The following is a 26,556-nucleotide window of genomic DNA, read 5'->3' as shown; positions in this document are numbered from 1 at the left end:
ATAAAAAATGACACTTGAAAAACTATCAAAACTAGCTCCGCGTATAGATAATGAGGGAATTTATGCAAAAGATATTATCAAAGAACTTGCAGATGATGGGTTTTTCAAGTTGATGTGTAGAGATGACTTGCTAAAAGCGATTGAAAATATCGCTAAGGTTAGTCGCGAGTGTGGAACTACTGGATTTTGCGTTTGGTGCCAGTTTGCACTAGCGTGGTATGTGTTAAATAGCGATAATCAAACGCTAAAAACAAACTATCTTAGCAAAATAACAAATGGCGAAATTCTAGGAGGAACTGCGCTAAGCAATCCTATAAAAGCTTTTGCTAGTATCGAAAAAGTAAAGCTAAAAGCAAGAAGAGTAAAAGGCGGATATATCATAAACGGAACACTTCCATGGGTTTCAAACATAGAGTTTGGACATGTTTTTGCTGCAATTGCACTTGATGAGCAAAATGAGCCAATCATGGGGCTGATTCACTGTGATGAGCGAGTAAAACTAGCAAGTGAGATAAAATACGCCACTCTTGAAGGCTCTGCAACAAAAAGTGTGGTCGTTAGAGAGTATTTTTTAAGTGATGATGAGCTTTTAACAACTGATATTTACAGCTATCTTTTGCGTATAACTCCTGGTTTTGTGCTTCTTCAAACAGGCATAGCAGCGGGCATTATAAACTCAAGCATAGATGTGATAAAAGCTAGTGGTAAATCTCACGCTCACATTAACTCATACTTGCCAGATAACGCTGATAGTTTACAAAAAGAGCTTGATAATGCTTTTAGCACTATAGCAAATTTAGCAAACAATATCGATGAGGTTTCGCCTCTTGAAGTGCTTAAAGTCCGCTTAGCAGGCTCGTTTTTAGTGCAAAAAGCAACTAACGCAGCAGTTCTTCACAGTGGCACAAAAGGATATTTAAAAGATGCGAAAGCATCGCGCTTACAACGAGAAGGAAACTTCGTTTTAATCGTAACACCAAGTGTAAAACATCTTATAAAAGAGATTAACGATGCTGAAAATGGCGGAGGTTGTGTAAGATCGTGGCAAAGCCGCACGCACAAAGCTAGTGCGTGAATAGGCGCAAATTTATAGGAATTTTAAGTGCTTTTAGTTTTATAGCAACTACAAATTCTTTAGCACAAGTACCAAAAATAGGGATAAAGATAGGATATTTGCCAGTAACTGATCATTTGATGATGATAGCAAAAGAGAGCTTTGTTGGTTCGAGTTTTACTATCGTTGGAGTTAAATTTTCTAGTTGGGCAGATATCGCTGAAGCGCTTCGTGCAGGTGCGGTTGATGGAGCTTTTTTACTAGCGCCTCTTGGACTTGCGCTAAAGTCTATGGGTGCGGATATAAAAGTGGTTTTATCGGCTCACAAAAACGGTTCTGCTGTTATAGTAAATGAAAAAATTGCCGATATTAACGCGCTAGATGGTAAAAAAGTAGCCATTCCATCGCGTTTTAGTTCGCACTATTTTTTGCTTGATAAACTTGCTAAAAAACACAAATTAAAGCTAAATTTAATCGACATGGCGCCACCTGAGATGCCAAGTGCATTAAAAACAGGCGTGATAGATGGTTTTATCGTAGCTGAGCCTTTTGGGCAGTTGGGGCTAAATTTAGGTGGAGCAAAAGTTTTGGCGTATTCGCGTGAAATTTTACCAAATCACATATGCTGCACTCTAAATTTAAACTCATCTCTTGCGCTCTCATCAGTTGGAAAAGAGCTTGTAAACGGATTTAAACAGGCTTCAAAACTGATAATAGAAGATGAGAGTTTAGCTAGCGTTTTAGCAAACAAAGTTCTAGGTCAAAAAACAAGTGTGATAAAACAAGTCTTAGAGCAAAATATAGCAACTTATGATGATTTAAGCCTTTCAAAAGAGAGTTTAGAAGAGTTAAAAAACTTTTTGATAGAGAAAAATTTAGGCTCAAAAAACTTAGCAAATTTAGATATCGATGAATATTTGGTGGTGTTATGAGCAGGGTTTATCAAATTTTAGTTTTAGCTTTATTTGGGGCTGTGTGGTTTGTAGGTTCGCTGCTAACAAACTCACTAATCCCATCGCCAAATGACGCTATACTCGCGTTTTTAGAAATTTTAAGCAACGGAAAACTTGCTTTAGGCTTTCTTAACTCGCTTTATCGTTACGCTTTAGGGCTTGTTATCGGCGTTGTTTTGGGAGTTACAAGTGGGTTTTTGCTTGGACTAAATCATACTATTTTAAAGGCGTTTGATCCGCTTATAAACTTGCTTCGCCCGATTTCTCCGATTGCGTGGATGCCGATAGTTGTGATAATTTTTGGTCTTGGAAACAAACCTAGCATATTTATCATAGCTTATGCTGTGTTTTTCCCGATAATGCTTATCACTATAAAAGCCATTAATGATGTTAGTAAAGATTTGATTATGATGGCGCGAAATTTTGGCGCTAGCAGGTGGCAGGTGTTAAAAGGTGTGATTTATCCATCGAGTTTTTTTGATATCGCTTCTGGGCTTAAGCTTGTAGCTTCACTTGCTTGGATAAACCTCGTTGTAGGCGAGATGGCAGGGGCTCAAACAGGGCTAGGATATATGATAATCGATGCAAGAAACCAGTTAAGAACAGATATCGTTATCGCCGTGATAATCACAATTGGCGCTGTAGGATATGCTATAAATTTAGTATTTTTATGGTTTGAAAAACGCATAGCAAAGAGGTTTGGACTATGATAGAAGTGGTAAATTTAGAGAAATTTTATGCTAAAACTAAGGTGCTAAAAAATATAAATTTAAATATAAAAAATGGCGAATTTGTTGTCTTGCTTGGAGCTAGTGGAAGTGGTAAAAGCACGCTTTTAAAAATTCTTTCAGCTAGAGAGAGTTTTGATAGTGGGAGCGTAAAAATTTCAGATGAGATTTATAAGCACAAAGTAACTATGGATAAATCACGCCAAATTCTAACCCAAAATTACTCGCTAATGCCGTGGCTTAGCGCACTGGGTAATGTTGAGTTTGCTTTAAAATGCGCTGGATTTAGCACACTTGAAAGACAAAATCATGCTAAAGAGTTTTTAGAACTAGTTGGGCTGAAACACCGTTTGCACGCCCATCCGCACGCTTTAAGTGGTGGAGAGTGCCAGCGAGTAGCCATAGCTAGGGCTTTAGCGTTAAAGCCAAAAGTGCTTTTTATGGATGAGCCATTTAGCGCACTAGATCCAATAATCCGCATGAGTTTACAAATCGAGCTAAAACGCCTAAGCAGGGGAGTTAGCGTTGTTTTTGTAACGCATGATATAGATGAAGCGATGCTTGTGGCTGATAAAATCGTTGTTTTAAAAGATGGCGAGATTGTATTTAGCGAGCAAAATCCAAACTACGAAGCCTATAGCCAAGAAGCAATTGCGTATAAATCGCGTTTGCTTAAGGTTTTGCTAGGCGAAAAACAAAAGCTAGAGTATATAATATAATTAAATTTATATTAAATTCAAGGCTCAAAACAAGTTAAGCGGTTTTTCTCTTATCAATTTAAGTAAAATTTGATATAAGTTTTCTCTGTTATTAAACCTAAATTCACACTCTTTTAAGTGCAATATAAAATTATCTTTTTTATGCCTTTAAATTTACTTAACCTATGCTTTGCATAACCCCAGAAATTCTCTATACCATTTATGTGATTTTTACCATTAGCGAATTCATTTTTGCAGTGTTTTATACGGTAATGAGCTTTTGCTCCATAATCCACTAAACCATCATAAGCTCTCCAACTATCAGAGTAAATAATACTCTCATTTAGCTCACTAAACTCTCTTAATATTGACACTAGCTCACTTGCACTGCAGTTTTTAACTACTTGTGTATAGACCTTACCATTCTTGTTTTAACATACCAAATACTAGTTGTTTATTAGCTGCACCTATGCCTCTTTTGCCTCTTACTCTTTTAGCTCCTTCTATTTACAGTTACTAGCAAAGCGAAGTAAAAAGTAGCTTTCATCTATTTCTATCTCGCCATCAAATTTAGAAATTTCCTCGCATTCTTGTGCCATTAAAATTCTTATCTCTTTTAGAATTTTATTGATAGAATTTCTAGAAATATTACAAATTTTAGCTATCTTTACAGCTTCTAAATCAAGGCAAAAATACTTGAGAATTTCACAAAATTTCTTTTCAGAAATTAGGGAACGGTATATGTATTTGTTTTTCATCGACAGCATAGTAGTTAAAAACCCCTTTAAAAGTTTTTAACTTGTCTTGAGTCAAAATTTTTATATAAAATACAAAAATTAAAATTATATACTTTGGTAAAAAATCTTTAAAGATACTTTATAAAATTATTAGAAATTGCTTAAAGATTTTATAAATTATAATTAAAATGTGGATAAATTTGGAGCTTGCGTATTTGATGATTTAAGAAATAAAAAGTTGTAAAAAAGCAAAAAAGATATAAATTTATCAAAGCACAAGAAATAGTAATAGTCTTAAAAAACTTTAAAATATACTTGAAAATTTATATAATCATAAAATACATCGCAACTGGCATAAAATCAAAACAGACAATTGAACATTTGTAAAATTTGGTAAGATAGATTTTAAGTTTAAATTAAACTTGATTTTAAAAAATGATAAAAGTGTTGAAAAATAGGGGATTTGGTTGCAGGAGAGTAAACGCAACTCATCTTGAAACATCGATTATATCGCCATTTCGTTTAGGTAGGGCAAGTTTTTTCACTTTTTGCCCCAATTTAATAGCTTTCCTCAGAAAAAGCATATAAAAAGCAACAAAACTTAAGAGTTTTCTGGGGGTTATTTGATTTGAATTTTGTGAACTTAAGCTGTGTATGCTTAAGTTTTAAAATTAGTTTTAAAACTTCAGTAAACCTTAAATTAATTATAGCAACGTAAAAGAACATAACACATTGATTGATTAAATTGTATCAAATTTTAATTTAAAAAGCAAATTCTAAAATACAAAATACAAAAAAATATCAACACAAAAACAAATTCTATCAAAAAAACAGCACAGCAATAGAAAAAAAATCTATCAGCTGCAATAAGCAGCTGATATCCATATCTTTATATTTTAATCACATTTTCATATACTTACTTTTATCATTATTTTTTCCTATCCGAGTGCTTCCCGCCTGCCTTTTAGGCAGACGGGAGCCTGCACTCTTCACGAAGATATTTTGAAACTTTTTTGAAAAAAAAAAGGGGGGGGGGTTGGTTTTTGATTTTTTTATATTAATATAAATATATATCAAGTGGTTGGGGGTCTAACATCGTCTAGCCCCCATTATAACGAGGGGACAGCTATATGTCAAGTCCGAGAATTTTGCTGATTTTGTCAGGCTCCCTTACCTTAAAATTTGCAGGTAAATGCAAATTTTCGATTTGTTTTGCTATATTGTTTACATCATTTTCTTCAATATGATTTTGAGTTTTTAGTTTTGACTCGAGCTTATCAAGCTCAAATTTAACCTCATTGACTTGCCCCTCTAGCCCCCCATAATCGGCTCTCCCAGCTTTATTTTCTCTCAAAATGCCCCTCAATTCGGCATTTTGAGCCTTGAGTTGTTCGCGAAGTGCCTTGATTTGGGCTTTTGCTAACTTTTTAGTGAGCGTTTTATTTTCATTTTGCAGATTTTCAATTAAAAGTTGGGTGTCGATATTGGGGGTGTTTAGTATGGTTTTCAACTCATTTTCGAGTTGCTCGATTTTAGCTTCCAGCGGCGAGGTAGCTTGCTTAAGACGCTTATATTCGCGATGTTCGAGTCGCCTTGCCTTGCTGTTTTCTTGACCCCGTTCCATACGCAAAATTTCGGCAACTTCGGTTTGGAGGTCACGAAAAAGCTGTTTGTTTTTATAATGCTTCGAACACAAGGATTTACCGTTTTTATCGAGTGTAAAAAATACTAGATGAGCGTGGTAATTTGTTATAAAATTTCCCTGCTCATCGATGTGTCCCTCGTCCAAGTGATGGGCGATTTGAAGCGTCCGATAACCGAGCTTTTTTTCCACCAATTCGGCAACTTTTTGCAGTTGCTCAAAGCTTGTGTTTTTGTTCGTATTTACAACCGCTTCCCAAATCAAATTTTCTTTCTTAACTTGCATTTTTTGGTTGGTTCGAGTGATGTAATTATTTTTCGCTTCATTATACATCAAATTGAAAAGTTGAGTTGAGTCGAAACTATCATTCATTATTTCATTTTTGCACGACAACTCTGGGTAAACTGTTTTAGCTTTAAATCCTTCTCTCGCGTTATGAAAAAACGACATTTTACTCGATTTTTGGAAGGCGATACAGCTTTTTCTTGCCATTTTTTGCTCCTTTCTTTTATTTGTTTTTCAACCCCTTGCGGGTTGAAAAACATTTCCCCATTCGTGCCGCCCACCTCGGTGGGAGGTACATAATGGGCGTATTATGTACCCTGTGGGTACTATGCGTTTAGTTTTTACCCCACGAGGGGGTAAAAACAAGTTAAACACTAGCCATTTCTTTGTATTCTATTTTAGATTTTTTTGCGGCGATTACAAGATTATAAATTTCATCGTCAAGTTTGGTTTTTTTTGCAAGTAATTTAGAAATTTGGGATTGCAAATTTGCAACTTCTTGTTCGATTTTTGAACTTAAATTCAATTTGTTTTTTAAGGTCCTTGCATTCATTGAATTTTGTGTCATTTTTAACTCCTTTTATGTAATTATTATTACTATAATTATAGCAACATTTTTCAAAACTCAAAACCGAATTTTTTATGCTCAATTTGACTCCCACCGGTTGCGGTTTTTTGGGGATTTTGAGCGTTTTTTGCGGCTTCCAACGCGGCTGAAAATTTGCTTGCTTCGGACATATTTTTTTGACTTTCCAACGACGCAACATATTTCCTAAACGCATCGGGGAATTCTAAGTCCGGACGCCTATACAAAATCGAATTTAACCCAGTTCTAAATTCGTCAGTCGATTGCCATTTTTGCGGTTGATTTCTTAAAATTTCAAGCATAAATTCGTCAAAAAACATCGGTTTGATTTCTCGCCCATTAAATTCCCGAACCCCGTGTGTTGGGGCTTGAGGGAGCAAAAACATCTTTAACAAACCTCCGATTAAGTCGTTTAAATTTAAATTACTGAGATTTATATTTTTTAATAAATCGCCATTGTTTTTATTTAAATTATTTATATTGTTTTCCATAATGTATCCTTTTAAATTGATAAATTTTGGCTACTTTTTTGTAGCAACTCGTTAAAATCTTTTGCATTTTTTGGCACATTTCTACTGAAATTTAGGTGCGGTAATCGCTCTTGAAGTGCCATTTTAAGGGTATCAGACATCTTATTTCCCGCTTCATCCGAATCGAAGCAACAAACCAGATTTTGGCTTTGCTGACGCTCCAAAATTAAACACAAATAATCGATTTGTTTGACGCCAAAACCCCCGCCTAACGAAATATAGAAGCCATTTTCACCATAAATTTGATGAAAACTCATTGCGTCAAACACCGATTCGAAAATATAGCAATCGACACTTTTTCCCACATCCACCCCCTTTCCCCACAGCCCTTTCTCGCCTTGAAACCCCTTAAAATCGGTGTTTCGCACCTCATAGCCGCAAATCTCGCTTTGTAAATTTCCGTTTTCAATTGAAAATTTTCGATGAGGAAAACAAAAATTTTTGATAACAGGCGACAGGGGTGACGGTTTTATAAACTCTGTTTTTATCTCGCTCTCAAACTCGGCTATAGTTGATAAATTTAGCCCCCGCCAACCAGATAAACGTTCGATGTCAGCTGTAGCTAGGCACTTTTTAACCGACATTTTTGAAGCGACAACAGGGTTTGTATTATCATGTCTTATCTCGTTTTCAAGATTATTTTTTATCTTGAATGTCGATTTTATTGGGAGTTCAATATAATTCTCTCCCATTATCTCTGAAATTAAACGGCAAATTTGGGGGATGTTTAAGTCGGCAATATTTTTTTTGATAAAATCAATAATTGTACCGTTGTTTTGGGGGTTACGGCAATCAAAGTACGTCCAATCTCCCGTTTTTTCATTTATTTTTACGATTAACCATTCGTTGTTAAATTTTACTTTTTGACTTGCAAAATTTATAGTTTTTTCATCGATTTCACCCCCAAAATGGGAAATAATCGAGCATAAATTCACTTTTTTAATTTCGCTTAATGTCATTTTTCACTCCTTTCAAATAACCCAACCGACGGGTCGGTTGGGGGTTCTTTTTCCATTGCTAACTGCCACGCAAGTGCCATTATATCGGCATTTGAGGGGATATCAACTTGCTTGATATCCCTACCAGCGGTGTTTGCTACACATAGTTGCTCCGTAAGTGCCATTTTAAGGGCATTTTTAATTTCAAGTATACATAACAATTTCGCTCCTTTTTTTGTAAATTTTTTTGATTTTATTTTTAATTTTTTTATTAAATTTTGAGTGTTCAACTGATTTTTTAATTTTCGCTTTATGTGAATTCTAGCTCCATCTTTTGTTCGAATTTGAATATCTATTTTGTTGCTAAAACATCGATTTTTAGGAGGTTTGATGGGCTTTTTTCCCTGCAAAAAATAGGTTTTTTTAACGGTTACAACTGGGGTTGGGTTTTTCGAATTATCGAATTTTTTAATTCTGGATTTTGTTTTTTTAATAAAAAATCCCTTTAGTCTTGAATTTAACAAATCAGCTATGAAGCCCCATTCCTGCGTGATTTTAGGGGGTTTATTGACATAAAATTTAGGAGTTTTAAAATTTTGCACCCCTGAAATTTTAGAGGTGTTAAATTGTTTTCCATTATGTTTTGAAGTCGTTTTTGCAAGATATTCTGCTCGAAATTTTGTCCCAACAGCCCCCTTAAACTGGTATTTTGAACATAAAATGTGCTGAATTTTTAAATGATAGCAAGAGGGATAAAAAATCGAGCAATGCAGATGTGGAGTGCCATCAAAATGCCTCTCAAACACCCAAATTGAGGTGGTTGGAAAGGGTTTTAAGTCACCCTTCAAGGTAGTTAATAACTCGGTTTCAAGCGAATTTGCAATTTGATTGTTAGTTTTGTTCCTAAAAATCTGCCCTTTTTTGTTTTTTACAAGCCCTCTGAGTCCCAATTCATCGGCATTTAGACAGAGTGTCGTAAATTTTAACCCGAAAATTTGACAAAAATCATCTTGAATTTTTAACTGTTTTATCTTCACCCCATTTTTCATAATGAATTCACTTGTTATAGTTTCATTCAAACCCCCATAGTATCGGGGTTGAAAGGCATTCCAAGCTGATTTTAGTTGACGATTTATTTTGTTAAAATTCATAATTTGCCCCAAAATTTAAACAATAAAAAAGTTAAAAACAGTATAATTTCAATGAACACATAAATTAAATATAGCAATGGGGGCTGTGGTAAACCGCAGCCTTTTTTTATTTGCTCCATTTTAAACCTCCCTTTTCGATTAAAAATTCAATCCAAAATGTAATAATTTCCCTTGTTTCGGACGTTTTAGTCGACTTATCATAGACCCCGCTAACGGCTGAAATTGTTTTATCTATCCGATGAAACAACGCCAAATCGACAGCAAATTTATTTTTAAAACCAAGTTGAGCTACTAAGAAAGTTGCAAAAACCTTTCGTAAACTGTGGAAAACAAAACGCCCACCTACCGAGTATTTCTCCATCTCAAAGCCCCGTATCGCCTTGCTCAGTGTCTCACTGCTTATTTTTTCAGAGTATTTTTTAGCTTCACTTGGAAACACAAGCCCCTCATAGCCGGTTGAATGGAGAGATTTAATCCAATTAGCCAAACACAAGGGTATTCCTAAAATTTCTTTTCTGTTGCTCTTAGTTTCATTTTCACAAAATTCCAAATAGAAGTCCTCTAAATTTTGTTTTAAATGTTTTGTGTGTAGTCCTCTAACATTATCACTCCTTAATCCTGTTAAAAGTCCGAATATAAGGGCGTTTCGTGTTTCCATTTTGCCTTGATATGATTGAATTTTTTCCACAAGATATTGTAATCCTTCCAAATTTTCTGCTTCGATGTAGCCGTGTTCACCACACGAAGAATAGAATAATTCTGTGTATTGAACGCCAAGAAATGGATTCTTGCTAATGTATCGATGTGCATAGGCATATCTAAAGAGCATGCTCACGGTCGTGAATGAATTTTTGCACATCGCATACTTGCTGGCTTCGTTCATTTTTTTTAAAATGTTGATAATATCTTCATATTGTATGTTTTTGATTGGTTTTTTATGTAAATCGAATAATTTGTTAAAGGCTATCCGTTGTTTTGAAATTGTAGCATTACTGTATTTTTTATGTTTTAAAAATTCTTCATAAACCATTTCTAAGCTCGGACTTTTTGCGCTCGTAGGGGGAGTTGCGATTAATTGTTTCTTCAACAATTTTAAGGCATCCTGATATTTTATTTTGGGAAATGTGCCAAGTTTTATCTTCTTGTTGCCTATGTTGGCATAGAATTCTTTAACAGTTCCCTTGCTTTTCCTGTAGCGCAACCGTAAGGTTAAATTTTGAGTTAAACGCTCTCTACGGTCGTTAGAACCCCCTAAAATAAGGCGTTCGATTGCCAAATTTGGGTCGGTTTTAAACAACATTGTATTTCTAAGTTTTGATGTAATCATCTTTATAGCTCCTTTTGATTTTAAATTAAGCTATAAGTAATTATATGAGTTTTGTGTTTTTTTGTGATTTTTCAAATTCCCATTTTTAGGGAGTCCAAAAATTTGCCCCAAATAATTAGGGCAAATTGTTGGGGCAAGAATTTGCTATTAAATCGCTGGTATGAGCAGATTTTTTAAAAATGATACATACCATAGTAACGTTAAAATGGGGGTTTTGATATAATTTTTGAATAGGTGGTTGCAGGAGAGGGACTTGAACCCCCGGCCTTCGGGTTATGAGCCCGACGAGCTACCACTGCTCCATCCTGCGTCAGAAATCTAGATGGGGTAAGAGGATTCGAACCTCTGAATGACTGGACCAAAACCAGTTGCCTTACCGCTTGGCTATACCCCAACCAAAAAAGAAATGTGATTATACCACGTAAAAAATAGTTTGTCAAGTAAAATAGTAAAATTTATGCAGCTTTAATATCTATATTTGTATTTTTGTAAATTTATAAAGAAAGTTTGCTTAAATTTGATAATATTTTTTCAAATATTGCTAATTTGCTGATGAGATTGGTTAGTAAAATGCATAAATTATGAATTTATAAGTTTAAATTTGAGATTATAAAATTGGAATTTTAAGATATAAATTTAGAGAATTTTTATATTTGCCTACATAATAAAACTTGCAAACCGTATAAATTTATAATATTTTAAGAAATTTAAAAATAGAAATGCAAGATGGTAGATAATTGTATAAATTATAAAATTTAGCAAGATTTACTTTGTTTTACTTGATGGTGGAAATGGTTCAAAGTTAGAGTTAAAAAAAGTAAAAATGTATGAAAATGCCAAATATTTGATTTTCTAGCTTAAAAAATTTAAAAATATAAAAATAATATAAAGATTTTAAACTATTGATTTATGGCGCTTGGATATAGCTTTGTTGAAAAAAGAGTTGAATTTGCCTTTGCATGTGGTAAAACTTAATAATAGCTTTGATTCAAAAAAGATATTTATATAAGGCAACGGCTAGAGCAGGGCTAAATCAAAACTTTTATTAAAAATGAGTGCAAATTTAGAAGCGATATTAAAATCAATTTCCTAATTTTTACTTTCAAGACATTTCTAATCAAATTTTATAATTAAAATTTATGAAAATATAGGCTTTAATTAAGTTGAATTTGATTTTGTTGCCTAAAATATTAAATAAAAGTGTAAAAATTTATAAGAGTTTTAAAAAAAATTAGAAGCAAATTTAACATCAAAACAACATTTTTCACTTATTTTAATGTCAAATTTAAAATCAAACAAGCGATAAAGTTGCATCACCATAGAAAATATGAAGTAAATTTACAAAAAAATTCAAACCTTATAAGAAAACTAGAGCGAATTTACTCAATTCTTAGTGTTCTAAGTGCGCCAAAAAAATTAAAAATTTAGAAGAGTTTTATAAAAAGATACCGCGCTGTTAAATTTACTAAATTAAACCATCCATTTTAAAACCAAATAGTTTATCTTTAAAACTAGTAGTTAAAAGGAGCAAAAACTCCTTTTATTTTAATGTTTTACTCGCCTAAAAATTTCTTTAAATCCGCCTGAGCATCACCGCTAATCAAGCTTAAATTGTATTTTTCAACCAAAAAGCCCAAAATCTCATCATTAACAAATTCTGGTAAAGTCGGCCCGATATGGACATTTTTCACGCCTAAATAAAGTAGTGCAAGTAAGATTATGATAGCTTTTTGCTCCATCCACATAAGCACAATTGAAACTGGTAGGTCATTTATGGCAATGCCTGTTGCTTCACTTAGCGCTGAAGCGATTGCAACTGCGCCATTGCTATCGTTGCATTGTCCAAGATCGATATAGCGTGGAATTTGCGTACCTTCGATAACACCAAAATCAACATCATTAAAGCGGAATTTTCCACAACTTGAAGTTAAAATCACACAATCTTTTGGCAGCGCAAGCGCAAGTTCGCGGTAGTAGTTGCGATCTTTTCCTGGTGCATCGCAACCAGCGATTACAAAAAATCTTCTGATTTTTCCAGCACTAATCGCTTCTAAAATCTCTCCAGCCATCGGTAAAATAGCCTTATAGTGATGTCCTGTAACAAGTGTTTCATCGCTATCAAAGCCAGTAACATCAGGCAAGCTTAGCGCTTTTTGTATCACCGGAGTAAAATCATCGCCCACTATATGCGTAACGCCCTTTGTTCCTGCGATGTCATACCCAAAAAGTCTATCGCTATATTCGCAGTTTGAGCGAAGTGGAACGATACAGTTCGTACTCATCACAATCGCACCGCCAAATTCGTTAAACAGCTTGGTTTGATCAAACCACGCCTTGCCGATGTTGCCTTTAAGGTGAGGGTATTTGCGAAGCTTTGGATACCCGTGAGCTGGAAGCATTTCTGAGTGGGTGTAGATGTTGATACCTTTGTCTTTTGTCTGTTCTAACAGCTCTTTAAGCGCATGAAGGTTGTGACCGCTGATTAAAATCGCTTTGCCCTCAGCCTTGTTTTGCGTAACTCTAACCGGACTTGGAACTCCAAAAGTTTTAGTATGGGCCTCGCTTAAAATTCCCATCACATCAACGCCAGCTTTACCTACTTTAAGCACTTGCTCTATATGCTCATCAAAGTTAAAGTTCATATTTGTTAGCGTAAAATACAGTGTTTGGGCGATTGTATCATCAACGATTTTAGTATCAGCTCCTAGTTCGTTTGCGTGGTGGCGATACGCACTCATACCTTTAAGCCCAAAAATCATCATGTCTTGCAGTCTTGCCAAAGTGCTATCTTTTCCACAAGTTCCCATGCTTTGACCCTTGCTTCCACAGCCGCCTATCGCACTCATCTCGCATTGATGACAAAACATCTCTAATGTATCTTTACTCATTTGTTCTCCTTAAGAATAGTTATTTGTGTAATTGTAGGAGAAAAGCTAGATATAAAAGTTGATTTCAATCAAGTCCTTAAAAAAGATAAATTTACTCGCTAAAGTCCTCTGCAACTTGCGCTGCAAGGCGGAGTTTATCGCTATCAAAGTGCGTGTAAATTCGCGATGTATTTAGGCTTGCGTGGCCTAGCGCTTCTTGGACTAAAACCAAGTCTTTTTGTTTCCTATAAAGCATGGTTGCAAAGGTGTGGCGAAGCATATGAGCGCCGTTTTTTTCTTTTCTAATTCCAGCTTTAAAAAGAATTTGCTCGACTATTCGGCTGATATAAGCTTGAGTCAGGCGCGCTCCATTTTTGTTTATAAAAACAAAGCCCTCTTTGTTATCAAAGTGCGTTGGTAAGGTATCTAAATGGTTTTGAATAAGATGTTTTTTTATCATCACAACGCGGTATTTGTTGCCTTTGCCACGAATCCGTATAACAAAAAGTTCCCCATCTTCGCTGATATCTTTTTTTCTTAAATTTATCGCCTCTCCGACTCTGATTCCTGTAAAAATTATAAGCTTTATAATGCCTTTATTTCGGTCGCTGTTGGATTTAAACTCAGCACTTTCTATCGCATCAAGAAAGCGTTTTATCTCTTCTTCGCTCATAAACTCTGGTAGTTTTTGCCCTCTTAAGCCACTAATTCCACCCCAGTTTTTAAGCACGATACCGAAGTTATGTGATCTTCCATCATCTTCATTTTGTCTATCTAAAAAGTTAAAAAAGTTTATCACAGCGATGCGGTAGTTTTTTTTACTTGCATCGCTTAGCCCACCAGTTGTGCTAGCAAGCACCTCGCTTAGCAACTCTTCATCTATACGTTTTAGACTATCAAGCTCGTAAAACATCAGCGTTTCATAAATTTTTTTAAGTGGATTAAAGTAGGTATTAACGCCAGTTAGCCCAGCATTTCGCGCTTTTTTAACAAGCCCATCAAGCTCGTTTATACTAGCAACGCCTTTAGATAGTGAGAAATTTATCGATGCTAGTTCTTTTGGGTCGCGAAGTTCTTTGTTTGAAAGTGAGCTTAGTTTAAATTTAACATAACGAGTAAGCCAAAACATCATAGAGTTTTCAAAACTATCTTTACAATCAAGCTTGTATTTCATACTTTACCTTTATAAATTTAAGTTTGAAAAGTATAGTTAAATTTGGATAAATTTATGATTAGTTTAGAGCGAAAATCACTCTAAACTACTTTGAAAGGAAGGTTAAAATTTATTTTTCGTCTAAAATACCATCGCTTGCATGAGCGTAAAGATATCTTAAAATTTGCATTTCTTGGTTATCTGTTGGTTGAGCTCTATCTTTCATACTAAAGTAAAGTCCCTCCCAGCTAAGCATATCAAATTCTTTTGGCGCGTGAACTCCATGGCATTTTGTGCATTTATCATAAAATATATCGCCACTATCTTCCCATGCTAAGGCTTGATCGGCTGTTAAATTTTGGCTTGGAATTTCAAGCTCGATGCTTGCTTTTTCACCATCTGCTTTTATATCTTTACTCTCAACTAATGGAAGTTTGTAGTTTTTAGTCGCATAAATCACGCTTGGATTTGCTGGGTCTATAAAGCCTTGAAACTTAACAACCTTGCTCTTGCCTTTTTCTTTTACCAAAGTTGCGGGGCTACCAAAGTAAACATTTGCATCTTTTAGTTTAAGTATATTTTCATCACTTTTTACAAAAAGCTCCGTGCTTGCATACGCGCTTGCTGCTACTATTAAAGAAAGAATTATTTTTTTCATATTATGCCTCTATGATTTTTGGTGGATTATAAGCTGTGTTTGGCGGAATTACGCCAGTTGCTTTTTTGATTGCGACTAGGTTTGTATTTACCGAAGTTGCTTGAGCCATACTTGAAGTAGGGCGGTTGCTTGTTAGGACATTTACATGACCACTTACACATCTTGGTTTTTGGCTTGTTGTGTTTTCTGGAGCATACCACGCGCCTTCACTTAGCGCCATAACTCCCTCGCTAATATTTTTAGTCACAAATGCACCAGCTAAAACTGCGCCACGGTCGTTGTAAATTTCAACCACATCGCCATGATTTATACCATATTTTTTAGCATCATTTGGATTTATCATGACTGGTTCTCTATCGTTGATTTTATAAAACGATCTTAGATAGGTGTTATCAGCTTGTGAATGAACTCTATAGCTTGGATGTGGGCTTAAAAGATGAAGTGGATACTTTCTGTTTTTATCGCCTAACCATTCAGCCGGTTCTATCCATGTTGGATAGCCAGTAAAATCTTTGTAGTTAAGTTCGCTAAATTTAGGCACTGTGATTTGAATTTTACCACTTATTGTTGCTAGTTTGTTTGCTATCGGGTCTTTTCTAAATTTAGCATGACGGACAAATTTATAAGCCTCTTCATCTCTTGGAAGCTCTATATAGCCTTTTTCCCAAAACTCTTCAAAGCTTAGAAGTTGCGCTGTTGGCGATATATCATACTCATATTTTATCTTATCCATCTCATTTGGTTTTTCATCTGTAAATTTGTTATAAACTTTTTCGCCAAATTTTTTAGCAAGAAGTGAGAAAATTTCTAAATCGCTCTTTGACTCATATAATGGCTCGATTGCTTTTTTCATCGCATAAACGCAGTTTTTAGCATGCACTCCACCCATTGCTATATCATTTCTTTCTAAGCTTGTGCAAGCTGGAAGAACGATATCGCCCATTTTAGCTGTTGGAGTCCACCACGGCTCTTGCACGACAAAGGTATCAAGAGTTCTTAGTGCTTTTACTATATTGTTTGTATCTGGATGGTGTCCTACTATACTACAACCAGCTACATAGGCTATCTTTACAGTTGGATAGACTTTTTCTTTGCCTTTATAGGTATATTTTTTACCTGGATTTAAAATCGCATCAGCGATTCTTGAAGCTGGAATTCTATCTTCTACTCTGTTTCTTCCTTGACTTATGCCAGCTGGAGTTCCGATGTTTGATTTGGCTTGTCCACCACCACCAAAGTGCATAGAAAAGCCAACTCCTCCGCCAGCAAGTCCGATTTGTCCTATCATGCTAGCTAAAACTATCAAACACCAATCCGCCATCTCGCCATGCTGAGCTCTTTGCATAGCCCAGTTTCCGGCTAGAAAAGTTCTATCTTTTACAAAAAGTTCGGCTAGTTCGATGATGGTTGCTTCATCGATGGTTGTGATTTGGCTTGCCCATTTTGGTGTTTTTGGAGTTTTATCGGTTTGTCCTAAAAGATAAGGTAAGAATTTATCAAAGCCATCGGTGTATTTTGCTATAAATTCTTTGTCATATTTACCGCTTGTATAAAGATGGTGCATCATGCCAAGCATAAGCGCTATGTCTGTGTTTGGTCTGATTTTTATCCATCTAGCTTTAAACATTTGAGCAGTTTCTGTATAAATCGGGTCAATTGATATAAAATTTATATCGCTTTTTGCATATTTTGGATAGTAAAGGTCGTTTTCGTGGTTTGGTACTTTTGTATCGATTTTGTTACATTTAAAAAGATCAGCTCCCCACATAACATAGGTTTTTGTATTTGCCAAAATCTCTTCATGTGTAGTTTGAAGCGAGTATGCCTCAACATCGCCTATGATATCAACGTTTACCGCTCCTGCTGCACCATTGCTATACTCGCCAGCAGTGCCGATAGCGCCTCTTTTTGCGACATTAAAAAACCTACCACAAAGCGATGGGCATGAGTGAATGCCACCTGGGTGGCTCCAGCCTATATATGTTGCGTTGTAGATGTTTTCTTTAGGTGTGTCTTTGATTTTTTGTGCTACAAGTTCAAGAGCTTTATCCCAGCTAACGCGAACAAATTCCTCTTTTCCTCTTAGTTTTTCGTGACCTTTTTTGCCCTCTAAGTATGATTTTCTCACACAAGGGTATTTGATTCTTGTTGGCGAGTAAACGCGATCTAGCCACATTTTTGTCATGGCAGTTGGGCGTCTATCAAGTGGATGAGGAAGGATATCGATGATTTTACCATCTTGAGTTAGAGCGATAAATGGTCCAAAGTTGCTTGCGTTTGGAACTTTTTGAACTGGACTTAAAAGCTCATCTGCTTTCATAGAAGCTGTGGCAACTGCTGTTAAAGCGACGCCTTTTAAGAAATTTCGTCTTGTGTTTGACATTGTTTCTCCTTGTCATAATAAGATTTGTTGATAAAAGTTTATTTAAATTTTATTTGCAAGTATGTAACATTTATCACAAATGTTACTATTTAGCTTAAAAATAAATTAAGATAATTTTTATCTAAATAAACTAATTTATATAACGCTAAATTTTATTAAAATGGCTAAATTTAGGCATTTTCATGTTTAATTTTTGATTTATAAAATTTAGATTTTCTTGCTTAAAATGCTAAAATTTACATTTTTTAATGCAGTTTTGTAAAAATCTTATCGTATTAATAAATTATCGGTAAAATAGTCAAATTCTAAATTTAAAACATTTAGCAAAAGGGCGATTTATGAAAAATTTTAAATTCTACTCACTCATATCAAAAGAAAATCAAAAAATTTTAGATGAAAACTCCGAATTTGTAAAAATTCCAGTCAAAACAGAGCTTTACAGACAGGGTGATGAGTGCCCAAATTTACTATTTTTAACAAAAGGCAGAGTTAGAGTTGTGCGAATGCATCAAAGCGGACAGAGCATTTTGCTGTATTATTTCTCACAAGGCGAGCAGTGTAATGTAAATTTTACAAGCACTTTTAACTCTATACCAGCCATTGGTACGGCTATCGCTGAGACTGATTTGGAGGGCTATATGATATCATCTAGTATAATCGCAAAGATGTTTGTAGATGATAAAGCTTTTCAAAATTATGTATTTGATCAATACGCAAAAAGAATAGAACATATGGCATCATTAATCGAAGATATAAGATTTTTAGGGCTTGATACTAGACTTTTGCACTTTTTACAATCTCAAAAAAGCAAAGAGATAAATCTATCTCATGAAGAATTAGCCGATATAATCGGAACTTCAAGAGAGGTTATAAGTAGAATTTTAAAAAGTTTTGAGAAAAACAACATCGTTCGTCTTTCAAGAAAAAAGATAGAACTTTTATAGTAACAGTCGCTATTATACATAAAATTTTATGTATAATTTTACTCAAACATCACGAATGGAAGCTCGAGAGTGTTTTTTATGATATTAAATGGACTAAGCAAAACATCGCTTAAAACTTGACTTTCATAGGTTGGGTTTTGTAAAGTTCCTCTGATTTTGATAACAGTGGAAATTGTCCTATCTGAGCCTAGCAAAATTTGATTTACAAGCGGTATATAGTCGATTATCGAGCTTGCATCTTTTAGATATTTTATCTCAAGATCTATATTCAAATCATCCGTGTTTAAATCTATCACCCCCTTGCCACCGATATCAGCGCTCGTTCCTTTAAAATCCATAGCTTGGATTAAAATTTGGTTATCTTTTCTCATAAAATAGACTTTTCCATCTTTTACACTAAAGCCCTTGTCGTTAAAATCAGGCGTTTTAAAAGTCAGTAAGGCTGGAACTGAGTTTAAAAATGATAAAAGTCTTTGATAAAGCACGTAGTCTTTTAAAAAAGCATCGTGGATTAAAATCTCGCCTCTATAGTCTTTTTGGCTATTTCCAACGACTTTAAGCGTGAAATTTCCATCATCAAAGCTTTGCATATTTAAAAAGTTATTTACATCTTTTCCGCTGATTCCACTTGCAAATAGCCACATTAAATTTGGCATTAAATTTAGTGTTATATCGCCATTTTCGCCTGTTTTTCCGTTAAATTTAATATTTTTTTTGTTTAAATTCCCGCTATATGAGCTAAATTCAATCGTTTTGTTTAAATCCTTTAAAACCAAAAATGAATTTTGCGCGTTAAAATTTACATCTGGCATATTTGTGCTATCGTTGTTATCGCTGTTTGATAGTATAAAATCAAGATTTTTTATAGTAGCGTTTATACTCTCTTTTTCATCGATATTAAAGCTTAAAAGTCCGCTTTTTGTGGTGGCAAATACTTTGTTTTTATCTACTTTTATGTTTAAATCATCATTTTCATACATCAAGCCATCTTTTTTTCTAAATGGCGTTGTAAATAAGACGTTTTTCGCAACTATGTTAAATTTAGCAAAATCAGGAGAGTCTATCACAACAAAACCAGCCCTAACTCCAAGCTCTTTAAGCAGCCTAGAGTATGGCAAAAGTGGCGTTATATCTGAAATTTCTATGCTTGTGTTTTTATCTTTAAAAGTAATAAGAGTGTTTAAATTTGCTATGTTTAGCGTGGTATCTTTTTTGGAAAAGTCAAGCTCTACTTTTGATTTGAAATTTTCTCTATTATATAGTTTTGTATCGTTTGCGTTGATGTTAACTTTTGCAAAATTTGCATCAAATTTAGCTTTCATTTTTACGGTATCGATTTTGCCGTTTATGTCGTTTGCTTCAAAGAGATTAGCCATTTTTAAATTTGCATTTTTTATATCAACATCCGTGTCATTTAGCTCTACGCTTGCTTTTTTTGAGCTAAATTTAGCCCCAGCAATCTCTAAATTTGCATTTTTTAACTCAAATTTTCCATGCGCTTTTAAAGCATATGGCTCTATGTTTATATCTAAATTTAAACTAGAGTTTAAAGTTCCGCTAGTTTGCACTATTGGTAGGTTTATATCATAAGCTTTTAAGATATTTGTAACGTTTTTATCAAGCAAGGAATCGGTGGCTAAATTTAGCAAAACTTTCGTGCCAGTTTTAAATAAATTTGTTATCTTAACACTACTTCCAAACAAGCTTTTGCCCTCGTATTGTGGGTCTTTAAGGATAAAACTAAGATCGCCATCTCTTAGCTCAATAAACGCCTCACTAACATAAGCAGATGGAAGCTTATCGTTAAATGAGATATTTAAATCATACGCATAGGCTTCGCCAGTTAGCTTATCAAGCATAAAATCTTGATTGTTTAAATCAATCTCGCCTTTTAGCTGCGTCACATCGTATCTGCTTGCTATGATTTTGCCATATATCCACTCGCTAATTTCTTTATCCATCGCGGCTTTTATGCCAAGTTCGTTCATAAAATGCTCTAAGCTAGCAGCCGTTGCGTCTGTTATATAGTAGTTTAATATGCCATTTTTTATATCAAAATCTAACTTTCCATTTATCTCGTGAGTTTGAAATGAGCCGTTAAAGTCATATAAGTTATTTGCGAAATTTGCGTCCATTTCGCCCTTTATCACAAGTTCAAAGTCTTTTAAAGAAAGCTCGTTTATAGAAATATCAAAGCCATCATCTTTAGCTTTTAGCTTAACATCTACTTTTAAAAATGCGCTATCTATATAAAAAATATCGTTTTTGTATAGCACAGTTGCGCTATTTTCTCCAACTTTTATGTTTTTTAAATTTATCTCTTTGAAAAATTTGTTAAGATATGGAAAGTAGGTTGTGATTTTTTTGATTTGATTAGTTGAGCTGTGATTTGAGCTTGAATTTGGCTCTAAATTTAGCGGTATTTCTATATCGTCTGCGCTTATGAGTATTTTTTTATCAAATTTAATATATAATTGCTTTACGGTAAAATCTTGAAAGTTTAAATTTCCAACATTTATACCAAATTTTAACCAGACAAAAAGTAAAGAGAGGATTACCATAAGTATGGCTATAGTTATAAGAGTTATTTTTGCAATTTTTGATATTATCCTCATTTTTATCCTTGCTTTATCTTATGATTTGACTAGACCAGTAAATTTTACTGATACTATTTTTATCCCAAAAGGAAGTTCGACTAAAATTATATCTCAATTATCCAACCAAAATCTTAACGCAACAAGGTTTGATCCTAGAATTCTTTCTTTCATCGGTACACCACACCACGGATATCTTGATATAGGAAAAGAGCCTTTAACAAAGATAGATTTTTTTTATAAACTAACAGTTGCAAAGCCGGTTATGATAAATATAACTTTAATTCCAGGCGAGACAACTGTGATATTCTTAAAAAATTTAGCTAGTAAAGAAAATTTAAATTTTGTTGAGATTGAGGAAGATTTTAACAAAACTGCTCCGTTTTATGAGGGCTTTTTAGTTCCAAATACTTACAGCTTTGCAAAAGGTATGAGCGGAAGTGAAATCATTAAAAATTTAGTTCATGAGTCAGAAAAATTCCATCAAAATTTAGCTAAAAAATATTTTGGAAAGTATGAAAAAGATAAATGGATAGAGATTTTATCTGCTGCTTCTGTTATACAAAAAGAGGCTGCCAATATTAGCGAAATGCCCATTGTAAGCTCTGTTATACAAAATCGACTTAAAAGAAATATGAAGCTTCAGATGGACGGAACGCTAAATTATGGCGAGTATTCTCATATGAAAATAACGCCAGAACGCATTAAAAATGATATAAGTAAATTTAATACATATATTTATGAAGGACTGCCTCCAACTCCAGTTTGCACTGTATCAAAAGAGGCGATTGAAGCTGCGATAAATCCTATAAAGAGTGATTATTTATACTTCATGAGAGATAAAAGAAGTGGAAAACATGTCTTTACTAAAACCATAAACGAGCATATAAATCAGATAAATATTCAAAGAAAAATTAAATAAAAATACTACTTTTTTATAACAATGAAGTTTTTAATATAAAGATGTTAAAATTTGGCAATTTATTTTTCTAAAGGAGTATGAATGAGTGATATCATATACACATACACAGACGAAGCTCCCGCGTTAGCGACCTTTTCGCTATATCCTATTATAAAAAGTTTTTTTGCAAAAGCTGGCATTAGTATAGAAAAAGCAGATATTTCTTTAGCTGCTAGAGTACTTTCAACTTTTCCAGAAAAGCTAAAAGATAGTCAGAAAGTCGATGATTATCTAAGTATTTTAGGGAAATTAACGCTAGATTCAAAAGCAAATATTATAAAGCTTCCAAACATCTCAGCCTCTCTTCCACAACTTCAAGCTTGTATAAAAGAGCTTCAAGAAAAGGGTTTTGATGTTCCAGACTATCCAAATGAACCAAAAAATAAAGAGGAAGAAGATATCAAAAAACGTTACTCAAAAGTCTTAGGAAGTGCGGTAAATCCTGTGCTTCGTGAGGGTAACTCGGACAGGCGTGCTGCAAATGCAGTAAAAGAGTATGCCAAAGCAAACCCACATAGAAACGGTAAATGGAGCAAAGATAGCAAAACAGAAGTTTATCATATGAATAGTGGGGATTTTTATGAGTATGAAAAATCCAAAGTTTTTAAAGAGCCTACAAATTTAAGCGTTGAATTTATAGCTAAAAATGGTGATAAAAAAGTCTTAAAAGATGATTTAAAAGTGCTTAAAGATGAAGTTGTAGATGCAACTTTTATGAGCGCAAAAAAGCTTGATGAGTTTGTAAAAGATAGTATAAAGTATGCAAAAGACAAAGAACTTTTATACTCAGTTCACTTAAAAGCTACGATGATGAAGGTAAGTGATCCAGTTATTTTTGGACATTTTGTTAAAGGCTTTTTTGCTGAAGTTTTTAGCGAGTTTAAAGATGAGTTAAAAAGTGTTGGAGTAAATGAAAATAATGGCTTAAAAGATCTATTTGCTAGGATAGAAAATTTACCTATAAAAGAGAAAATTTATGCAAAATTTGATGAAATTTATGCAAAAAGTCCACTTTTAAGCATGGTTGATAGCGATAAAGGTGTTACAAATTTACACGTTCCAAGCGATGTTATCATCGACGCTTCAATGCCTGCGATGATACGCAATAGCGGTAAAATGTGGGATAAAGATGGCAAAGCTGTTGAATGCTTAGCTGTTATACCAGACAGATCTTATGCTATAGTTTATGATAGTATGATAAAAGACCTAAAAGAAAATGGCGAGCTAAATCCAGCAACCATAGGAAGTGTTTCAAACATCGGTTTAATGGCTAAAAAAGCTGAAGAATATGGAAGTCATGACAAAACTTTTATCATAGAAGATGATGGAGAGGTTATTGTAAAAGATAGTAGTGGGGCTGAAGTGTTTAAATTTAGCGTCCAAAAAGGCGACATTTATAGGATGACACAAACCAAAGATGAAGCTATAAAAAACTGGATAAAACTAGCTGTAAATAGAGCTAAAATAACTGGTTTTAAAACTATTTTTTGGCTAGATGACCGTCGCGCTCATGATAGAAATTTAAAACAAATCGTAGAAAATGAACTTAAAAACTATGATTTAAATGGGCTTGATATAGAAATTTTAAACCCAGATGAAGCAGTTAGAGTATCAAATAAAATCATAAGAGCTGGAAAAGACTGCATTAGCGTAACTGGCAATGTTTTAAGGGATTATTTGACAGATTTATATCCGATAATCGAGCTTGGAACAAGCGCTAAAATGCTCTCAATCGTTCCGCTTTTAAATGGTGGCGGTATGTTTGAAACAGGAGCTGGTGGAAGTGCGCCAAAACACGTGCAACAACTTATAGAAGAAAATCACCTAAGATGGGATAGTTTGGGTGAGTTTATGGCACTTATCGTTAGCTTAGAACATCTTTATGAAACAAATGGCAACAAAAACGCACAAATTTTAGCAAAAGCACTTGATAAGGCGGTTTCAAAATGGCTTAAAGATGATAAAAGTCCAAGTAAGGATGTAGGAAAACCAGATAATAGAAACAGCCATTTTTATCTAGCACTATACCTTGCTGATGAGCTTAGTAAAACTGAACTTAAAGATAAATTTGAGCAAATTTCAAAAGATTTAAAAGCAAACGAAGATAAGATAAATGGCGAATTTTTAGACGTTCAAGGTAAAAAAGTAGACTTAGGAGGTTATTACATTTTTGATGATAAAAAGGTTAATTCTGTTATGAGATGTAGCAAAACTCTAAATGGAATTTTGGGTTAATTTGGTTTAAGTTTTTTATTATATATTAGTAAAATTTAGTTAAAATTAAGATTTAGGAGTAAAATATGAATATTCACGAGTATCAAGCTAAAGAACTGTGCCGCGATTTTGGTATAAATGTGGCTGATGGTGAGTTAGCAACAAGTGTGGATGAAGCAGTGCAAGCAGCAAAAAGACTTGGCGGAAGTGTTTGGGCTGTAAAAGCACAAATTCACGCTGGCGGGCGAGGACTTGGCGGTGGTGTTAAAATCGCAAAAAGCCTTGATGATGTTAAAAAATATGCCGAGCAAATTCTTGGTATGACGCTAGTTACAGCCCAAACTGGTCCTGAGGGAAAACTTGTTAAAAAAGTTTATATCGAAAAGGGTTGTAACATAGCAAAAGAGTATTATCTAAGCTTTACTTTTGATAGAAATAGTGAAAAAGTTGGCTTGATTGCTTCAGCAAGTGGCGGTATGAGCATAGAAGAGGTATCGCATGATAACCCAGAGCTTATAAAAAGTTTGCTAATCGATCAAGAAATCGGGCTTTGCGATTTTCACGCTCTTGAAGTTGCTAGTTTTTTAAATTTTGATAAAGATTTAAGCCTTAAATTTGGAAATATTGTAAAATCTCTTTATAACTTATATACAAAAACTGATGCAAATTTAGTTGAGATTAACCCGCTTGTTTTAACAGCAGAAAATGACTTTATGCCACTAGATGCTAAAATGGGCTTTGATGATAGTGCATTATTTCGTCAGCCAAAAATCGCTTCTATGAGAGATTTAGATGAAGAAGAGCCAAGCGAAGTAGAGGCAAAAGAACATGGACTTAGCTATGTAAAACTTGATGGAAATATCGGTTGTATGGTAAATGGCGCTGGTTTGGCGATGGGTACGATGGATACGATTAACTCAGTTGGCGGAAAGCCTGCAAACTTCCTTGATGTGGGAGGCGGGGCAAATCCTCAAACCGTTGCAAAAGCTTTTGAAATTATTTTAAGAGATAAAAATGTAAAATCAATCTTTGTAAATATCTTTGGCGGAATTGTAAGATGCGATAGAATCGCAAACGGAATTTTAGAAGCCACAAAGCTTACAAAAGTTGATATTCCAGTAGTTGTTAGACTTGATGGAACAAATGCAAAAGAGGCGGCTGATATTTTAAAAGGTGCAAATATAGAAAATATCATAACAGTTGATGGTCTAGAAAGCGGCGCTAGAAAAGCTGTCGAACTAGCAAATGCTTAATGTAAGGATAAATTTATGAGTATATTAGTAGATAAAAACACAAAAGTTATCGTTCAAGGCTTTACTGGTAAAGAAGGAACTTTTCACGCAGAGCAATGCATTGCGTATGGCACAAACATAGTTGGTGGAGTTACGCCATTTAAGGGCGGTCAAACTCATCTTGATAGACCAGTTTTTAACACAGTTAAAGAAGCTGTTGATGCAACAGGAGCTACTGTTAGTTTAATTTTTGTTCCTGCTAAATTTGTTGCTAATGGTGTTATAGAGGCTGCAAATGCTGGTATAAAGCTAGCAGTTGTTATCACAGAGCATACTCCGGTAAATGATATGATAGCTGCAAAAAACTATGCAAATAAATGCGGTATGATGATGATAGGTCCAAATTGCCCAGGAATCATTAGCTCAGATGAGTGCAAGCTTGGCATTATGCCTGGAATGGTATTTAAAAAATCAAAAGTTAATGTAGGTCTTATCTCAAAATCAGGAACACTAACTTATGAAGGTTCAAACCAAATCATAAATGAGGGTTATGGAATTTCAACAGCTGTTGGAATCGGCGGAGATAGCATCATAGGTTTAACTTATACTGAGCTTTTACCTATGTTTGAAGCAGATCCTGATACAAAAGCTATAGTTATGATAGGTGAGATTGGTGGAAGTTTGGAGATTGAAGCTTGTAAAGTTATAAAAGAGCAAATAACTAAACCAATAGTTGCTTTTATAGCTGGTCAATCAGCTCCAAAAGGCAAAAGAATGGGACATGCTGGAGCTATTATTAGCGGTGAGGACTCAACTGCTGTTGGTAAAATGAAAGCTTTAAGTGCGGTTGGAGTTCATGTTGTAGAGAGTCCTGCACATATCGGTTCAAAATTAAAAGAAATATTAAAATAAGGAGAAGCT

Annotated in this window: 20 protein-coding genes, 2 tRNA genes and 1 pseudogene; 9 read left to right on the top strand and 14 right to left on the bottom strand. The window is 34.4% G+C overall.

From position 1 onward, the window contains the following. Positions 1 to 7: 7 nt before the first annotated feature. Genes CGEO_RS05345 through CGEO_RS05330 form a run of 4 tightly spaced genes read left to right on the top strand, consistent with a single transcriptional unit; the run spans position 8 to position 3,454 of the window. Positions 8 to 1,075 carry an acyl-CoA dehydrogenase family protein gene (locus CGEO_RS05345; protein ID WP_075540611.1) on the top strand — a complete coding sequence of 356 codons (1,068 nt, stop codon included), beginning with the start codon at positions 8 to 10 and terminating at the stop codon, positions 1,073 to 1,075. Continuing rightward, positions 1,072 to 1,986, top strand: coding sequence for an ABC transporter substrate-binding protein (locus CGEO_RS05340; RefSeq protein ID WP_075540612.1), 915 nt, complete (start codon positions 1,072 to 1,074; stop codon positions 1,984 to 1,986). Before CGEO_RS05345 ends, CGEO_RS05340 begins: the two co-directional genes overlap by 4 nt. Beyond that, complete coding sequence (locus CGEO_RS05335) at positions 1,983 to 2,717, top strand: ABC transporter permease (RefSeq protein ID WP_075495439.1); 735 nt, start codon at positions 1,983 to 1,985, stop codon at positions 2,715 to 2,717. Before CGEO_RS05340 ends, CGEO_RS05335 begins: the two co-directional genes overlap by 4 nt. Next, positions 2,714 to 3,454, top strand: a complete 741-nt coding sequence (locus CGEO_RS05330; protein ID WP_075540613.1) for an ABC transporter ATP-binding protein — start codon at positions 2,714 to 2,716, stop codon at positions 3,452 to 3,454. The genes CGEO_RS05335 and CGEO_RS05330 overlap by 4 nt, the downstream gene beginning before the upstream one ends. Positions 3,455 to 3,478: 24 nt before the next feature. On the opposite strand, the pseudogene CGEO_RS05325 reads toward CGEO_RS05330, so the two are convergent. From CGEO_RS05325 to CGEO_RS05265, 13 genes and pseudogenes are all read right to left on the bottom strand, one after another. Continuing rightward, positions 3,479 to 4,191: pseudogene (locus CGEO_RS05325) on the bottom strand (IS1595 family transposase). Between the two features lie 1,105 nt (positions 4,192 to 5,296). Beyond that, positions 5,297 to 6,304 (bottom strand): plasmid recombination protein, encoded by a 1,008-nt coding sequence (locus CGEO_RS05320; RefSeq protein WP_075540334.1) that lies wholly within the window; start codon positions 6,302 to 6,304, stop codon positions 5,297 to 5,299. A gap of 160 nt (positions 6,305 to 6,464) precedes the next feature. Then, positions 6,465 to 6,665: a hypothetical protein gene (locus tag CGEO_RS05315; RefSeq protein WP_075531634.1), complete on the bottom strand. Its 201-nt coding sequence runs from the start codon at positions 6,663 to 6,665 to the stop codon at positions 6,465 to 6,467. A 50-nt stretch (positions 6,666 to 6,715) separates the two neighbouring features. Continuing rightward, positions 6,716 to 7,174: a hypothetical protein gene (locus CGEO_RS05310; protein WP_075540333.1), complete on the bottom strand. Its 459-nt coding sequence runs from the start codon at positions 7,172 to 7,174 to the stop codon at positions 6,716 to 6,718. 11 nt (positions 7,175 to 7,185) lie between these two features. Then, entirely contained in the window at positions 7,186 to 8,172 is a 987-nt protein-coding gene (locus CGEO_RS05305; RefSeq protein WP_172658094.1) for a toprim domain-containing protein, read from the bottom strand. Next, the gene (locus tag CGEO_RS05300) at positions 8,169 to 9,302 is read right to left on the bottom strand and encodes a hypothetical protein (protein ID WP_075540331.1); all 1,134 of its coding nucleotides are present in this window, start codon (positions 9,300 to 9,302) and stop codon (positions 8,169 to 8,171) included. The genes CGEO_RS05305 and CGEO_RS05300 overlap by 4 nt, the downstream gene beginning before the upstream one ends. 106 nt (positions 9,303 to 9,408) lie before the next feature. Beyond that, positions 9,409 to 10,629, bottom strand: coding sequence for a tyrosine-type recombinase/integrase (locus CGEO_RS05295; protein ID WP_075540330.1), 1,221 nt, complete (start codon positions 10,627 to 10,629; stop codon positions 9,409 to 9,411). 235 nt (positions 10,630 to 10,864) lie between these two features. Further along, positions 10,865 to 10,939: transfer RNA gene (locus CGEO_RS05290), tRNA-Met, on the bottom strand. Between the two features lie 12 nt (positions 10,940 to 10,951). Continuing rightward, positions 10,952 to 11,023: transfer RNA gene (locus tag CGEO_RS05285), tRNA-Gln, on the bottom strand. Between the two features lie 1,159 nt (positions 11,024 to 12,182). Further along, positions 12,183 to 13,517, bottom strand: coding sequence for a hydroxylamine reductase (gene hcp / locus CGEO_RS05280; RefSeq protein ID WP_075540329.1), 1,335 nt, complete (start codon positions 13,515 to 13,517; stop codon positions 12,183 to 12,185). Positions 13,518 to 13,608: 91 nt separating this feature from the next. Further along, a complete protein-coding gene (locus tag CGEO_RS05275; RefSeq protein ID WP_075494595.1) occupies positions 13,609 to 14,670 on the bottom strand; it encodes a tyrosine-type recombinase/integrase in 1,062 nt (353 codons plus the stop codon). A gap of 109 nt (positions 14,671 to 14,779) precedes the next feature. Then, complete coding sequence (locus tag CGEO_RS05270; RefSeq protein ID WP_075494596.1) at positions 14,780 to 15,307, bottom strand: hypothetical protein; 528 nt, start codon at positions 15,305 to 15,307, stop codon at positions 14,780 to 14,782. Between the two features lies 1 nt (position 15,308). Continuing rightward, a complete protein-coding gene (locus tag CGEO_RS05265) occupies positions 15,309 to 17,690 on the bottom strand; it encodes a molybdopterin-dependent oxidoreductase (RefSeq protein WP_075494597.1) in 2,382 nt (793 codons plus the stop codon). A 338-nt stretch (positions 17,691 to 18,028) separates the two neighbouring features. On the opposite strand from CGEO_RS05265, the gene CGEO_RS05260 reads away from it, so the two are divergent. Continuing rightward, positions 18,029 to 18,634 (top strand): Crp/Fnr family transcriptional regulator, encoded by a 606-nt coding sequence (locus CGEO_RS05260; protein ID WP_075494598.1) that lies wholly within the window; start codon positions 18,029 to 18,031, stop codon positions 18,632 to 18,634. A gap of 38 nt (positions 18,635 to 18,672) precedes the next feature. Here the strand turns inward: CGEO_RS05260 and CGEO_RS05255 are convergent, their stop codons facing one another. Then, positions 18,673 to 21,249, bottom strand: a complete 2,577-nt coding sequence (locus CGEO_RS05255; protein WP_075540328.1) for a YhdP family protein — start codon at positions 21,247 to 21,249, stop codon at positions 18,673 to 18,675. On the opposite strand from CGEO_RS05255, the gene mltG reads away from it, so the two are divergent. From mltG to sucD, 4 genes are all read left to right on the top strand, one after another. Further along, positions 21,200 to 22,150, top strand: coding sequence for an endolytic transglycosylase MltG (mltG, locus tag CGEO_RS05250; RefSeq protein ID WP_075540327.1), 951 nt, complete (start codon positions 21,200 to 21,202; stop codon positions 22,148 to 22,150). The genes CGEO_RS05255 and mltG overlap by 50 nt on opposite strands. A gap of 81 nt (positions 22,151 to 22,231) precedes the next feature. Beyond that, on the top strand, positions 22,232 to 24,424 hold the full coding sequence (locus CGEO_RS05245; protein WP_075540326.1) for an NADP-dependent isocitrate dehydrogenase: 2,193 nt from the start codon (positions 22,232 to 22,234) through the stop codon (positions 24,422 to 24,424). Between the two features lie 65 nt (positions 24,425 to 24,489). Further along, the gene (sucC, locus tag CGEO_RS05240; RefSeq protein WP_075494602.1) at positions 24,490 to 25,656 is read left to right on the top strand and encodes an ADP-forming succinate--CoA ligase subunit beta; all 1,167 of its coding nucleotides are present in this window, start codon (positions 24,490 to 24,492) and stop codon (positions 25,654 to 25,656) included. A 15-nt stretch (positions 25,657 to 25,671) separates the two neighbouring features. Then, a complete protein-coding gene (gene sucD / locus CGEO_RS05235) occupies positions 25,672 to 26,547 on the top strand; it encodes a succinate--CoA ligase subunit alpha (protein ID WP_075540325.1) in 876 nt (291 codons plus the stop codon). Positions 26,548 to 26,556: the final 9 nt, after the last annotated feature.

The sequence above is a fragment of the Campylobacter geochelonis genome (assembly GCF_013201685.1).
Taxonomy (GTDB): Bacteria; Campylobacterota; Campylobacteria; order Campylobacterales; family Campylobacteraceae; genus Campylobacter_B; species Campylobacter_B geochelonis.
This window is presented reverse-complemented; position numbering and strand designations above follow the sequence as displayed.

Excerpts from the sequence above, each read along its gene's own strand:
- CGEO_RS05320 (WP_075540334.1), bottom strand. The coding sequence starts at position 6,304 with ATGGCAAGAAAAAGCTGTATCGCCTTCCAAAAATCGAGTAAAATGTCG.
- sucD (WP_075540325.1), top strand. The coding sequence starts at position 25,672 with ATGAGTATATTAGTAGATAAAAACACAAAAGTTATCGTTCAAGGCTTT.
- CGEO_RS05270 (WP_075494596.1), bottom strand. The coding sequence starts at position 15,307 with ATGAAAAAAATAATTCTTTCTTTAATAGTAGCAGCAAGCGCGTATGCA.
- CGEO_RS05315 (WP_075531634.1), bottom strand. The coding sequence starts at position 6,665 with ATGACACAAAATTCAATGAATGCAAGGACCTTAAAAAACAAATTGAAT.
- CGEO_RS05305 (WP_172658094.1), bottom strand. The coding sequence starts at position 8,172 with ATGACATTAAGCGAAATTAAAAAAGTGAATTTATGCTCGATTATTTCC.
- CGEO_RS05245 (WP_075540326.1), top strand. The coding sequence starts at position 22,232 with ATGAGTGATATCATATACACATACACAGACGAAGCTCCCGCGTTAGCG.
- CGEO_RS05255 (WP_075540328.1), bottom strand. The coding sequence starts at position 21,249 with ATGAGGATAATATCAAAAATTGCAAAAATAACTCTTATAACTATAGCC.
- hcp (WP_075540329.1), bottom strand. The coding sequence starts at position 13,517 with ATGAGTAAAGATACATTAGAGATGTTTTGTCATCAATGCGAGATGAGT.
- CGEO_RS05275 (WP_075494595.1), bottom strand. The coding sequence starts at position 14,670 with ATGAAATACAAGCTTGATTGTAAAGATAGTTTTGAAAACTCTATGATG.
- CGEO_RS05265 (WP_075494597.1), bottom strand. The coding sequence starts at position 17,690 with ATGTCAAACACAAGACGAAATTTCTTAAAAGGCGTCGCTTTAACAGCA.
- CGEO_RS05345 (WP_075540611.1), top strand. The coding sequence starts at position 8 with ATGACACTTGAAAAACTATCAAAACTAGCTCCGCGTATAGATAATGAG.
- CGEO_RS05260 (WP_075494598.1), top strand. The coding sequence starts at position 18,029 with ATGAAAAATTTTAAATTCTACTCACTCATATCAAAAGAAAATCAAAAA.
- CGEO_RS05335 (WP_075495439.1), top strand. The coding sequence starts at position 1,983 with ATGAGCAGGGTTTATCAAATTTTAGTTTTAGCTTTATTTGGGGCTGTG.
- CGEO_RS05310 (WP_075540333.1), bottom strand. The coding sequence starts at position 7,174 with ATGGAAAACAATATAAATAATTTAAATAAAAACAATGGCGATTTATTA.
- CGEO_RS05330 (WP_075540613.1), top strand. The coding sequence starts at position 2,714 with ATGATAGAAGTGGTAAATTTAGAGAAATTTTATGCTAAAACTAAGGTG.
- CGEO_RS05300 (WP_075540331.1), bottom strand. The coding sequence starts at position 9,302 with ATGAATTTTAACAAAATAAATCGTCAACTAAAATCAGCTTGGAATGCC.
- mltG (WP_075540327.1), top strand. The coding sequence starts at position 21,200 with ATGGCTATAGTTATAAGAGTTATTTTTGCAATTTTTGATATTATCCTC.
- CGEO_RS05295 (WP_075540330.1), bottom strand. The coding sequence starts at position 10,629 with ATGATTACATCAAAACTTAGAAATACAATGTTGTTTAAAACCGACCCA.
- sucC (WP_075494602.1), top strand. The coding sequence starts at position 24,490 with ATGAATATTCACGAGTATCAAGCTAAAGAACTGTGCCGCGATTTTGGT.